Raw genomic sequence first — 12,738 nt, forward strand, 5'->3', positions numbered from 1 at the left:
GTTTGTATGGTTAGATATAGTCTATACCTATATCGTTATCTATCTCTCATATCTAGGAATTGATATAGGGAGACCAGTAGCGAGCTTATACATAATTAAATGCCATAGTCATATACTACTCCAAGCCTATAATAGGAAGAGTTATATAACTATGGCATTATATATATCTATATTTATATATGAAGACGCCGCTCTATACATTTGGCTAATACAACTGCAATCATACCTGTCACCATCTGAGGCCAACTCATGGGGAATAAGATAAGTGGCTGCATCGCATCAGGAATGTGAAATAAAGAAAGTATTAAGCATGTGCCTAAATACAAAACAATCATCTTTACTAATGCTGCTACGATAGCAGTAACTAAGACTGGCATATATCTCATATAGTAAACAGTCACACAAAATAATATGCTACCCAAGGCTACTACAGGTAGTAAAGGGATTAACTTTAGCATACCTTGTAAAAACGCTACTACAGGTGCTACTACAGCAATAGAGATGCCTGCCCACAATCCATACTTCCATGTAGCAAGTATCATACACGTCCCCACTAATGAACCAATAATAAACATACTCGTCATCATTGGTAACGGCACCCACAATCGTAAGCTTTGACTTAAAAGAGTTATGGCCAGTAGCAATGACGTTCCTGTTAAATCACGAATTTTCATAGTCTTATGGCAATCCTTCCAACATAACTTTTTCTAAACTTTCACGTAAACGCATAGTAACAGGACCTGGTTTTCCATCCCCTGCTTGCATACGATCAAGCTTGACAATAGGAATAACGCCTCCAATTGTATCCGTAAAGAATAGTTCATCAGCTTGTTCTATAAATTCACGATCGCATTCTTTCTCGATTAGAGTCACCCCACAACTAGGTGCAACACGTGTGGCAATCATTTGTCGCGTAATTCCTTTTAAAATAAGATCATTCGCTGGATATGTGTATAAAATACCATCTTTTACAGCGAATACATTAGAACAAGCACCTTCTGTACAAATATTATCACGGAACAGAATAGCCGAATATGCCGTTTTTTTTTCTGCCTTCGTTTGTGCTAAGATATTAGGCACTAAATTCAAGGACTTAATTGAACAATGTAGCCATCGTTCATCTGGCAATGTAATTGCTTTCACGCCTTTGCCATATGCGGCAATAGTATCTAAATCGAGTGGTCGAATATACATCAACATCTGTGGTTCTAGCTTGGATCTGTCATAGGCATGATGACGAGGTGCAACACCACGAGTAATTTGCAGATAAATATATCCTTCCGTAATATCGCTTTGTTCAATCATTATTTCATGTAATTCTGTTAAATCATCAGGTGTCATTCTAACGGGAATATCCATTTCTCTCATAGAACGATATAACCGGTCTTGATGGTATGATAGAGCAAAACATCTACCATTTACAACACGACAAACTTCATAAACACCATCGCCAAAGCAATATCCTCTATCATCTACACTAACAACTTTCGCACCTGGCTCAATAAATTCGCCATTAAAATAAGTTAACTCTTTCATTACTACACCTCTTTCATGAAATTTTATACTTTCATTATACCACAACATAATTCAAAACTATGGTGTATAACAGCATATGTTGACATTAATTTCCTAATACATATTTTCTCACAGGGTTTGGTAGTACTTGTAATGCTAATGCTGTGATATATGACATACTAACAGCACACATATAAATGGATAAAACATGTATTACAGTGTATTGTAATTGTAGGTATACCATCATATTAGACAGTATCAATAACATAAATGGGTGAACTAAGTAAATACCATAAGAGCATTTACCAATTTGCTCCCAAAACATTCGCGACCCATCGTTCATAGGAGATGCATAAAATAAAAATAAAAAGAAGATTGTCCCCACGCCAGTATATACTACCCCCATAGGGCTTAATTGATGAACCGTATATACGCTTTCTAAAAGTGTGTACTTCCATACGTACATCACATAATAATAGGCTCCCAGCATACATGTGACTGATACAATAAATCCTATGGCTAGGAGTATTCGATATCGCCAAAGAATCTCCATAATTTGTTCATATCGTTCTGCCATCATAGCACCTAATAAGAATATCCATACATAAAAAATTACACAATAATTTAACCGCATATCAAAGGCATATTGAATATATGGATTGGCAAAAGATAATACTCTGCCTGCTACATAAGATGACCAATAATCAATACCAATTTGGATAAGTAACAATACAGCAAGCCATAGTACTGGATGTGGCTCGATCAATCGTACAAGCCACCGCCAAAGAGGCATTAAAAGATAAAACCATAATAAAATAACCATAAAATATAAATGATAATACCCGGTGCCAAAAATTAGTGATTTTATCAATACAATAGGATGAAAGATTGAAAAATCCTGTAACGTAATTGCTGTATGAATCATATATAATACGGACCAAATTATATAGGGCCATAAAACGACTTGTATTCTACGCTTTAAAAAGTCTTTATACGAAAATGAATCATAAATTGATGTATGATAAAATAGCCCAAAAGCAGATAAAAAGAAGAATGCTGGTACAGAAAAGCGCGATAAAATTTCTAACAAACCAATCAATTGTATATTTGCTAGAGGATTTGTTAATGCCATAGAACCTACATGAATAGCGATAACGCCTAACATGCACAAGCCTCTCATATAGGTAATCTCTGGTAAAAATGGTTTACGCAATATACCCACCTCCTACCAATGTATAAAATAGTGTTAGTTAGTACTTGTTTCTGTTGTGGATGTAACATGTCCTAATCCATTTTCATCAACGCTTGATGCACCACGAGTCGCCACTGCGGCTTCAGATTGCTTTCGTATATCTCTTTGTAAAGGTGCTATTGGTTCATCATATACAGAAATTTCTGTTTCAAACAATCGTCCCCAAGGGAATCTAGCAGATACTGTACGTGGATCGAGGGATAAATATTTTTCAGCAAAATCTTGAACCCGTTCATTCATATAGTTTTCTAATTTACTATTCAACTCACCTGTATATCTCACATTATCTAACCGGATTGTATCTTGCATACGATACACATCCTTACGGATATTAGCCTGATATGCCCAATTATCTAAATACTGTTGTGTCAACATTTTATTATGATTATGAACAGGCATAGCTGTTGCCAAAATGCTTTGAGCAATAGCATAGCCTATCGAATTACTAGCCGTATTCCATCCATTATACGATTCCACTCGATATAATAAATCTCGCTGATACAATCCGAACACTAGCGTATTATCAGAACCATTAGAATATGCAATATCAATAATATTCGTCTGAACTCCATTATGAATGGCTGTTTCGATGTGATCTAAAAAGGAATTCGTGCTTTTAGAGATCATAGGGAAATTTTCAAATGCCTCTGACTCACCAGTGCTTTTAGTTAGTGGCGTATTAACTGCTAATAATACATCTGGTTTACCAGTAGTAATCATCGTACCACCGACAGCAGTTACGTGTTCTGCAATAGTTTTGGCTACAGTCTGATCTTCGTAGTGTGGTATTGTATCTCCAGCACCACCCAATGGATAGATAACTTCGAATGTTGGATGTAATTGTAGTTTATCAACTCTAGCTCGTGCTATGAGTAATAATCCAAGTTGATCTGCTCCTGGGAAGCTACCATATTCACTACTTGAAATATTCTTACTGTATGCCGCTAAATATCTACCTTCTAATGCTGATTGTGATAATGAACTTGTATCATCATGGCCTAGTGCAAAATAGGTAAATGTATGGTTGCGCGTTAAATCAATAAGTGATTTATTGACTTTCATATTCTCTGCACGACGATTAAACCAATCCTGCAAATACTCTATAGGCACATAAGTTTGCAAATTCATAAGTTCTGCCATTTCATCATCACTTAATCGGCTATCATCCATTTTATCTTGTAGTGCAGCAATCCTAAAAATTGCAGGTCCATAATCACCATAATAAGCTGGTTCAACTCCACCTCCACTAGCCCGTGGCGATCGCATTACCGTTCCAAAACCATAAAAAGGTATTTTCGGATATTCCTTTTTTAAAGATTCAATTCTATTAACTCGTTTTGTTAATGTAGATAAAGGTAAATTATGCTTCCGTGAATCTACTAATCCTCCATAAATCAACGTATCCGTACTCAATACCATAACATCTGCACGATGAGCATTCTCTTCCACCCAATCCCATATTTTATCTGCTTGTCCTTTATAATTTTTCCCAGAAATCAAATACATTGGTGGTGTTATTACATCATATCCAGCTCCCTCTGCCGTTTCTACAGTATACTTTAGGCTTACTGGTCTATCGTCTTGAGGTACATATAAAATAGTTTCTGCCTCAACTTTTGTGGCATGGCCCCATACCAACGATACAATAGTTACCATAATTGCTAGATATACTTTTTTATTCATAATCACAGCTCCTCATAAATACATGAATGATTTTATCGGTTCATAAGTACTATATATTTTTTCATTATATCATTTTTTTAAACTCATAGCATATACGCTTCTTTTAGGAAACCTTTGGTAATTCCCAATGAAAATAAACGGCTAACATTCGTATAATAAATACAACCATAAAGGAAATATAAGCTTTCATGATTTCCATGTCATAAATAGACATCACATAATATATGATACCTCCAATTATAGAAGGCAACGCATATACTTCTTCTTTTAGGACTGATGGAATGCGCTTGGCTAATACATCACGAATGATACCACCTCCCACAGCCGTAACAACTCCTAAAATAACGATAAGAGTAGCCATATGAGGAAACAAAATATATCCTACAGATGCGCCAGTAACTGTAAAAGAAGCGAGTCCTAACGCATCAGCTATCAAATACAGAATACGACTCCACTTCCCCATTAAAGGCACTGTTAACATTTTTCTATAATCTCTTCTATATATTAGAAATATAAGAAGCGTCACCACAATAGTGATGCCCACGTATAATCCTGATGTCAATGAATTAGGCGGAATTCGTCCCACCAATATATCCCGAATAATACCACCACCAATAGCTGTTGCTAATGCAAGAACAGTCATGCCAAAAATATCCATTCTTCTAGCAACACCTACTAATGCACCAGAGATAGCAAACGCAATGGTTCCAATAATTTCAAATACATACCATAAATATTCCATCATTACATATATGATAATGCATTACTCATTATCATAGTCTCCTTTCATTTATAAACAACTACGTATGATTAACTATGAGATTAAAGTATACTCTATCCATCATATAACGTTAATTTTAAAAATATGCTCCGACAATTGTACTAATTATATGTCATATACACCTATAGTAAGAATACCTTCTTACTATAAATCTATCATACATCCTCTATATACCAATTATTATTTCACATCTGTTTTTATACATGTCAACTATAGATTCGTATATGTACCGAAAGAAATCTCCTGATACTTATTGTACACTATATCGTAAATATATTAATATAGTAAATATATGTTACAATGATTATACTATAAACATATACATAGAAAGGAATCATATGAGTGAAGATGAAATTTATATGCAATTAGCCCTAGAAAAGGCTCATCAAGCTTATGCACTAGATGAAGTGCCAATTGGTGCCGTCATCATCTATAACGGTCAAGTGATTTCTGCGCAGCATAATCGTCGTGAACTAGACCATGATGCGACAGCTCATGCTGAAATATTAGCAATTCAAGAGGCCTGTAAAAAATTAAATAGGTGGAGGTTGACCGGTTGTAGCCTATATGTTACCATAGAACCGTGCCCCATGTGTGCTGGTGCTATCGTAAATAGTCGTATGTCACGAGTTATCTATGGCAGCAGTGACTACAAGGGTGGTGCAGTCGAGTCTTTATTTAATATACTCACTCATCCTGGCTTAAACCACGAACCAGAAATAGTCAGTGGTATTTTAGCTGATGAGTGTAGCCAAATCATGAAACGATTTTTTAAAGAACGACGCAAATCGCGGAGGAGTACCCAAGTGGCTGAAGGGTCCGCACTCGAAATGCGGTAGGTCGGGTAACCGGCGCGGAGGTTCAAATCCTCTCTCCTCTGCCAATAACTTTCAATAACAACATCTTTAATATATAGTGTTAACCACTTATCTTCTGTGAACTGTTTACTATATTCAGACGTATAGTAAGCAGTTTTCTTTTTAGTAATCGCATATACTTTATATTCATGAAAAGAAATCAGAGTATATATGTTATGTAGAATAAATCCGTGTAAGAAACTATCCTATGTATACAGGCATCAATGATGCTTCATATCAATACACTCAAATAAATAATTATATATTCCCTACTATAGGCATCTATAATATAACTATATCAGGTAAAGATATAGATAGTACTCTTTATTGTATACATAATTCTATAGTTTACACTGCTAAAATTTACATTCTATATTACTATATCTATTTCCATACAAATAAAAGACATAGTGAACTATCAATAATCCACTATATCTTTTTACATAACATACTAGTATGTTATATCACGCTATGATATATTCCTACTAAACATATACCTAATCAATCTTAAATTTCCGCAATTACCTCTACTTCAGCTAGCATACCTGCTGGAATATCTTTAACAGCAAAACAGCTACGTGCTGGTTTACTTATAAAATAGTTACTATATATGTCATTAAATTCTCCAAAATCTTCTATATTCGCCAATAAGCATGTTGTTTTAATCACTTTAGAATAATCAGAACCTGCTTCATGTAATATAGCCTCAATATTTTTACATATCTGTTCTACCTGTGCTCTTATTCCTTCTTGAGGCCTATTAGTACTAGGATCAATCCCGATCTGACCAGATATATATATTAAATTACCACTAATTTTAGCTTGAGAATAAGGTCCTAATGCCTTTGGTGCTTGATTTGTATGAATTGTTTTCATTACTCATTCCTCCATATACTACTACAACGCTTTATTAATCACCATTCCTATTAATATTCAATTCACTATCTAGGTAGATTAATCATTATAATAGTACTATAATACTTTAAAAGTTGCTATATTACTTCTACATTTTCTATATAATCGTATTTATAATATCTTCTTTCTTTTACTCACCATCTATTATATTTCTAAAATCACTGTATCATTATATCTATAATCGATACAATATACTGAAAAATATATATCTTTCTAGACTAGATACATATAAGTAAAATGTTCTCTACCTATGAATTATCAATTTTTATATCAAGTAACAATCACACACTTCTATGTAAATACATTAGCATATATTATTGGTATCATCCATATCTATCAAAAATCTAAATAAAGAGTATCTAATACTATACATGCTTTTCTTCAATACTACTTGCTATAATTACTATATTACTACTATAAATAAACAAGAATTTTCCGGAGCCCATTATGATTTATCACTATCAATATAAAACGCCTATATTTACTACGATAAATTTATATGCCACTGAAACAAATCTTGTAAGTCTTACTTTACCTACACAAACATATCTAACGAATGATCCCATTTGTACGATACATAAAGTGCATGAAAACACAGCTTTACTAGAAACTTGTAACTGGCTATCTATATATCTACAAAGCAGAGCACCCTCATTTCTACCACCTATTGCACCTATAGGCAATAGTTTTCAAAAGACCGTTTGGCAAGAATTATTAACGATTCCTTATGGAACGACAACTACTTATGGCACAGTGGCAAAAAAAGTAGCCATATTACTAAAAAAATCACGTATGTCACCACAAGCTATTGGCCGCGCTGTAGGACATAACCCCATACCAATTATTATTCCTTGTCATCGTGTCATCGGTTGTCAAGGACGTCTTCTAGGGTATAACGGTGGAGTTGATGCTAAACTAACCTTATTACACTTAGAAGGCATTACTCTATAGATTACATTTTCTATATATTATTATGTCGCTACTAATGACACACATAGTATTAGTAGTATAATAGTAGTTATATCGATATAAAGTGTACCATTACAAGTATTAACTTGATACTTTCTAATCTTTATACACACTAAGGAGTTATAATGTTTCTATCACGATGTATTCTTTTATTAACGGCCTTTATATGGGGGTCTACATTTATTGCTCAACGAATGATTGCTGACAGTATTAGCCCGTTAGGCTACAATGGTATTCGTTTCTTACTAGGCGCTATTACAATTCTACCGCTAATCTATAAATTCAAGAGCAAACCTCCACAACATAAGCCCAGTTGTTCTCTACTACTAGCCGGTAGTCTTTGTGGCTTTATGTTATTCGCTGGTGCTACCTTACAACAATATGCACTTGCTTTTACCACTGCCGGAAAAGCTGCCTTTTTAACCTCTTTATATATTGTATTAGTACCAATTGCAGGCCTTCTATTCGGACAACGATTAAAGTTAACTAGCCTATGTGGTGTTATGGTAGCCCTTATTGGCGCTACTCTATTAACTTGGCAAGGTGATACGTATATAGCTATTGGTGATATAGTATTGTTAATTAGTACATTATTTTGGGTCGCACATATTCTATTGCTTAATAAATTTACACAAGAGTTTAAACCATTTCCTTTAGCATTTGTACAATTCATGAGTTGTGGTCTTTTTTCTCTTCTCCTAGGAGAATTGCTAACTCCTCTTGCTTATGAACAAATTTTAAATGCTTGTATCCCCATCTTATGGGGTGGTATATTATCTGTAGGTATTGGATTTACAGGCCAGTTACTTGGGCAACAACAAGTACCGCCTACAGAAGCCTCACTTATTATGAGTGGAGAAATGGTATTTGCCATCATATCAGGATATTTATACTTACATGAAAGTCTATCGATGCAAGAATTGTATGGTGTAATACTATTAAGTATCGGTATTATACTGGCCCAACTTCCTTCACCTTATTCAATTTCACCATTAGTACATAAAAAATTAACTCATACAGTAACAAATAATCAATCCGAATACTAATAAAATGCATTACATCTATAATGCAACAGTTACATAATACATTCAATTTTACTACACTACTATAAGGAGAATACTATGACGTTCACTCATCTTATCGCTTTATTTCGCCCACGCACATTAATAGCTGCTTTTGCGCCTTTATTATTAGGTGCTACATTTAGCTATTATACGTTTCTTCCAATTCAGCCCCTCTTTCTGTCTATTGGTCAAACATTTTTAATCTTACTTGTTGTCCTATTGGCACAAATTGTGGCGAATATGTGGAATGAATATTGTGACTTTAAATCTGGCTTAGATTATGGACAAACAATTGGTAATGCAGGTTCAATTGTAAGTGGTTCTATCAATCCACGAACTATTTTGAATTATATAAAAGTATTTAGTGGCATAGCCTTTCTCATTGGTCTATACTTAGCCATGACTATTACCTTTTGGTACATACCTGCAGGTATTTTTTGTATTCTTATTAGCTTTTGTTATTCTGGTGGCCCATTTCCTATCTCACGCACGCCTTTTGGTGAAATTGCCTCTGGTTTAGCCATGGGATTTGCTATCGTCATGATTACTGGTTATGCTTGGGTACATGAACTATCTCTAGCTCTATTGATTCCAGCTATTCCATCAACCGCTCTAGTCGCTATGATTATGTTAACTAATAATATTCGAGATATCAATAATGATCAATCTCATGGAAGACGAACATTGCCCATTATATTAGGGCGCCAACGGACTATTAATTTAATGGAAATAATATTTTTCTTTGTATGCTTTTGGATAATTGCTTGGGTATATATACATATGTTACCGATTTTATCATTAATCACCTTATTATCAATCATTCCTGCTCTAAAATCCATACATATTTTAAATACCTATAGTGATACAGCAAATTTAGATAAAGCCATGTCATTTACTGTTAAGGCAACAATGCTCTATCATCTTTTATTATCTCTATCCCTAATAATTAGTGAACTAATTTAATATAATAAATAGCTATCTATAGATGCAATCTATAGATAGCTATTTATTTACCATATAATCTAGTAAGAAATAACTATTTACACTAGTTGATACGATTTAGTATACTTGTAAGTAATTAATTCACTATTCTCAATATATTAGTTAGGAGTAATATTATGAACAAATTTTTAGCATTAACAGCTACTATTATTCTAGGTAGTACTTTACTATTTAGTGGATGTGGTAGCTCTACAACATCGCAAAACAACACTGGAAAAACAACGCTTACTATTGGTGCTTCACCGGTACCACATGCAGAAATTCTAAATGAAGCAAAAGCCGAATTAGAAAAAGAAGGAATTGAATTAAAAATTGTAGAATTTACAGATTATGTAAAGCCTAATCTTGCATTGAATGATAAAGAAATTGATGCAAACTTCTTTCAACATCAACCATACCTAGATAAATTTAACGCTGACAGAGGACTAGAATTAATTAGTGCCGGCACCGTTCATATTGAACCAATGGCTATTTATTCACACTCACTAAAAGATATTGCTGAAATACAAGATGGTGCTAAGGTTGCTATTCCTAATGATCCTACAAATGGTGGACGTGCACTATTGCTACTTGCAAAAGCCGGTTTAATTGAGTTAAATGATAATAATAACATTCATGCTACTGTAGCTGATGTAAAGTCAAACCCTCATCATCTTCAAATCATTGAACTAGAAGCACCTCAATTACCTCGTTCTCTTGATGATGTAGCTATTGCAGTTATTAATACCAATTATGCGTTAGAAGCTAATCTAAATCCTTTAAAAGATGCATTATTAACTGAATCTAAAGATTCACCATATGCCAATATTATAGCTATTCGCAAAGATGAAGAAAACCGTCCTGAAATCAAAAAATTAATGAAAGCATTACAATCTGCGGAAATGAAAAAATTTATAGAAGATAAATATAAAGGTAGTATTCTTCCTGCTTTCTAATCGACAAATATCGGTAAAAAGCATTTCTTTTCATACTAGATTGTTCACAGTAATTATACTGACGCCTGTCAATCTATTACTATACAACAATATTAGAAAATTTCATAAAAAAGGAGAAAGATTTGTAACAACTGTTACTACAATCTTTCTCCTTTTTAATTATATACTATATCTCTTGAAAATATAATAAATTCACTTTATAGTACTACCCTATACTCTGTATCTAATGTATCCTTAAGTAACGATACAGCGCGACTACTTCCTATGCGAGAGCAACCAGCTTCTAAATAGGCAATCATATCTTCGATATCAGTTATGCCTCCAGCAGCTTTTATTTTAACTTTAGGCGCAATATATTGTTTTAATGTTCTAACATCCGCTAAAGTAGCTCCTGCCACACCAAATCCAGTTGATGTTTTAATATAATCAGCACCACCATCACTAACAGCTTTTGCCATTTCTACTTTTTCTGTTTCTGTTAAATAACAAGTTTCTATGATTACTTTTAAAACATGCTTATCACATATAGATTTTATGGATCTAATTTCATCAACAATTGATAAAAAATCATAATTTTTAACTGCACCTAAGTTAATCATCATATCAATCTCTTTAGCTCCATCATGTAAAGCTTGTTCCGTTTCCGCCATTTTAATAGCAGTTGTATTATAGCCTGCCGGAAATCCAACAACTGTACCAATAACTAATGACTTGTCATAAGCTTCACTAACTCGTTTAACATACGCGGGAGGGATACATACAGAGGCTGTATTATAAGCAATGGCTTCCTCGCATACAGTTTGAATTTCCTGCCATGAAGCATCCACTTTCAACATAGTATGGTCTACATAACTTAATATCTCACGCCCTAACATAATAACCCTCCTTACCATCTGTTAAAAAAATGACATTTGCTCTGGTTTGTTTTGAGCCTTAGCTAACTCAGATTGCTTATTTTGATACTGCTCATCAATAAATGGTTCTGCTTCTATACCAATTGATCGAAGTAGAGCATCCATAGAATTAACACCTCGCAAACGAGCTGCCTCTATAGCTATTTTAGCACATGTTTCAGCATCATCTAATGCATAGTGATGTTTAAATTCTACCCCCAATAATGCTCCCATTGTATTAAGCTTATGGTTAATCAAATCTGGCCAAACTTTTCTAGATATTTTAACAGTACATGCATAGGCTAATTCCGGCCAATCAATATTATAATGGTCTAATGTAGCTCTCAATACGCCTATATCAAATTTTGCATTATGCGCTATGACAATTTTCCCTTTTAAGTGATTATTATATATGGAAGACCATAATTTATCAAAGGTTGGTTTATCTAATACCTCTTGTGGTTGTATGCCATGAATGGCGATACACTCTTCGTCAAAATTCATATATGGAGGTTTTATCAAACTATATCCTTTTTTCGTGATTTTCCCATCTTCAACAGTAACTGCGGCCAAAGAACAGGCACTATTTTTAAACTTATTCGCTGTCTCAAAATCTATAGCTACAAAATCTAACATATATATTCCTTTCTCTCTTTATATATCATTATATATAACATATAATGGTCATCATTCACATATACTACGTGGTACTACTATAAATAAGAATATTCCTATTTTGATGCATGAATGCACCATAAACTATGGTATCAACAATTTACATCCAAAAGATATATATTCTTATTAAATTATATTCTTATTAAATTATACACTATATCAATTAATTATTGTAGGAATAATAAAATACCACTGTA

The 12,738-nt window shown here is 33.7% G+C and carries 13 protein-coding genes and 1 tRNA gene; 6 read left to right on the forward strand and 8 right to left on the reverse strand.

Annotated features, from left to right (window positions below):
* Positions 1-173: 173 nt before the first annotated feature.
* The 5 genes from K357_RS0101900 to K357_RS0101920 form a co-directional block, all read right to left on the reverse strand.
* Complete coding sequence (locus K357_RS0101900) at positions 174-674, reverse strand: hypothetical protein (RefSeq protein WP_028257207.1); 501 nt, start codon at positions 672-674, stop codon at positions 174-176.
* Between the two features lie 4 nt (positions 675-678).
* On the reverse strand, positions 679-1,536 hold the full coding sequence (dat, locus tag K357_RS0101905; RefSeq protein WP_028257208.1) for a D-amino-acid transaminase: 858 nt from the start codon (positions 1,534-1,536) through the stop codon (positions 679-681).
* Between the two features lie 85 nt (positions 1,537-1,621).
* Positions 1,622-2,728: an acyltransferase gene (locus K357_RS0101910; protein WP_028257209.1), complete on the reverse strand. Its 1,107-nt coding sequence runs from the start codon at positions 2,726-2,728 to the stop codon at positions 1,622-1,624.
* A gap of 33 nt (positions 2,729-2,761) precedes the next feature.
* On the reverse strand, positions 2,762-4,450 hold the full coding sequence (locus K357_RS08545) for a DUF4127 family protein (protein WP_081658374.1): 1,689 nt from the start codon (positions 4,448-4,450) through the stop codon (positions 2,762-2,764).
* Between the two features lie 103 nt (positions 4,451-4,553).
* The gene (locus K357_RS0101920; protein ID WP_331279499.1) at positions 4,554-5,195 is read right to left on the reverse strand and encodes a trimeric intracellular cation channel family protein; all 642 of its coding nucleotides are present in this window, start codon (positions 5,193-5,195) and stop codon (positions 4,554-4,556) included.
* Positions 5,196-5,590: 395 nt separating this feature from the next.
* On the opposite strand from K357_RS0101920, the gene tadA reads away from it, so the two are divergent.
* On the forward strand, positions 5,591-6,070 hold the full coding sequence (gene tadA / locus K357_RS09465; protein WP_425314968.1) for a tRNA adenosine(34) deaminase TadA: 480 nt from the start codon (positions 5,591-5,593) through the stop codon (positions 6,068-6,070).
* Positions 6,024-6,114 (forward strand) — tRNA-Ser (locus K357_RS0101925). Before tadA ends, K357_RS0101925 begins: the two co-directional genes overlap by 47 nt.
* 481 nt (positions 6,115-6,595) lie before the next feature.
* Here K357_RS0101925 and K357_RS0101930 read toward each other — a convergent pair.
* On the reverse strand, positions 6,596-6,964 hold the full coding sequence (locus K357_RS0101930; RefSeq protein ID WP_028257211.1) for a Rid family detoxifying hydrolase: 369 nt from the start codon (positions 6,962-6,964) through the stop codon (positions 6,596-6,598).
* A gap of 486 nt (positions 6,965-7,450) precedes the next feature.
* Here K357_RS0101930 and K357_RS0101935 point away from each other — a divergent pair, with 486 nt between their 5' ends.
* From K357_RS0101935 to K357_RS0101950, 4 genes are all read left to right on the forward strand, one after another.
* Positions 7,451-7,954, forward strand: coding sequence for a methylated-DNA--[protein]-cysteine S-methyltransferase (locus tag K357_RS0101935; protein ID WP_028257212.1), 504 nt, complete (start codon positions 7,451-7,453; stop codon positions 7,952-7,954).
* Positions 7,955-8,097: 143 nt separating this feature from the next.
* On the forward strand, positions 8,098-9,018 hold the full coding sequence (locus tag K357_RS08550; RefSeq protein ID WP_051211985.1) for a DMT family transporter: 921 nt from the start codon (positions 8,098-8,100) through the stop codon (positions 9,016-9,018).
* Positions 9,019-9,093: 75 nt separating this feature from the next.
* On the forward strand, positions 9,094-9,999 hold the full coding sequence (locus K357_RS0101945) for a prenyltransferase (protein ID WP_028257213.1): 906 nt from the start codon (positions 9,094-9,096) through the stop codon (positions 9,997-9,999).
* Positions 10,000-10,154: 155 nt separating this feature from the next.
* A complete protein-coding gene (locus tag K357_RS0101950) occupies positions 10,155-10,973 on the forward strand; it encodes a MetQ/NlpA family ABC transporter substrate-binding protein (RefSeq protein WP_028257214.1) in 819 nt (272 codons plus the stop codon).
* Between the two features lie 197 nt (positions 10,974-11,170).
* On the opposite strand, the gene deoC is transcribed toward K357_RS0101950, so the two are convergent.
* Together deoC and K357_RS0101960 are read right to left on the reverse strand one after the other, a co-directional pair.
* Entirely contained in the window at positions 11,171-11,848 is a 678-nt protein-coding gene (gene deoC / locus K357_RS0101955; protein WP_028257215.1) for a deoxyribose-phosphate aldolase, read from the reverse strand.
* A 21-nt stretch (positions 11,849-11,869) separates the two neighbouring features.
* A complete protein-coding gene (locus K357_RS0101960; protein WP_028257216.1) occupies positions 11,870-12,502 on the reverse strand; it encodes a 3'-5' exonuclease in 633 nt (210 codons plus the stop codon).
* Positions 12,503-12,738 lie beyond the last annotated feature (236 nt).

The organism is Veillonella montpellierensis DSM 17217, from assembly GCF_000426745.1.
Taxonomy (GTDB): domain Bacteria; phylum Bacillota; class Negativicutes; order Veillonellales; family Veillonellaceae; genus Veillonella; species Veillonella montpellierensis.

What these genes read in the sequence shown, in the direction of transcription:
- deoC (WP_028257215.1), bottom strand. Translation starts at nt 11,848, where the DNA reads ATGTTAGGGCGTGAGATATTAAGTTATGTAGACCATACTATGTTGAAA.
- K357_RS0101920 (WP_331279499.1), bottom strand. Translation starts at nt 5,195, where the DNA reads ATGATGGAATATTTATGGTATGTATTTGAAATTATTGGAACCATTGCG.
- K357_RS0101930 (WP_028257211.1), bottom strand. Translation starts at nt 6,964, where the DNA reads ATGAAAACAATTCATACAAATCAAGCACCAAAGGCATTAGGACCTTAT.
- tadA (WP_425314968.1), top strand. Translation starts at nt 5,591, where the DNA reads ATGCAATTAGCCCTAGAAAAGGCTCATCAAGCTTATGCACTAGATGAA.
- K357_RS0101945 (WP_028257213.1), top strand. Translation starts at nt 9,094, where the DNA reads ATGACGTTCACTCATCTTATCGCTTTATTTCGCCCACGCACATTAATA.
- K357_RS0101960 (WP_028257216.1), bottom strand. Translation starts at nt 12,502, where the DNA reads ATGTTAGATTTTGTAGCTATAGATTTTGAGACAGCGAATAAGTTTAAA.
- K357_RS0101900 (WP_028257207.1), bottom strand. Translation starts at nt 674, where the DNA reads ATGAAAATTCGTGATTTAACAGGAACGTCATTGCTACTGGCCATAACT.
- K357_RS08550 (WP_051211985.1), top strand. Translation starts at nt 8,098, where the DNA reads ATGTTTCTATCACGATGTATTCTTTTATTAACGGCCTTTATATGGGGG.
- K357_RS0101935 (WP_028257212.1), top strand. Translation starts at nt 7,451, where the DNA reads ATGATTTATCACTATCAATATAAAACGCCTATATTTACTACGATAAAT.
- dat (WP_028257208.1), bottom strand. Translation starts at nt 1,536, where the DNA reads ATGAAAGAGTTAACTTATTTTAATGGCGAATTTATTGAGCCAGGTGCG.
- K357_RS0101950 (WP_028257214.1), top strand. Translation starts at nt 10,155, where the DNA reads ATGAACAAATTTTTAGCATTAACAGCTACTATTATTCTAGGTAGTACT.
- K357_RS08545 (WP_081658374.1), bottom strand. Translation starts at nt 4,450, where the DNA reads ATGAATAAAAAAGTATATCTAGCAATTATGGTAACTATTGTATCGTTG.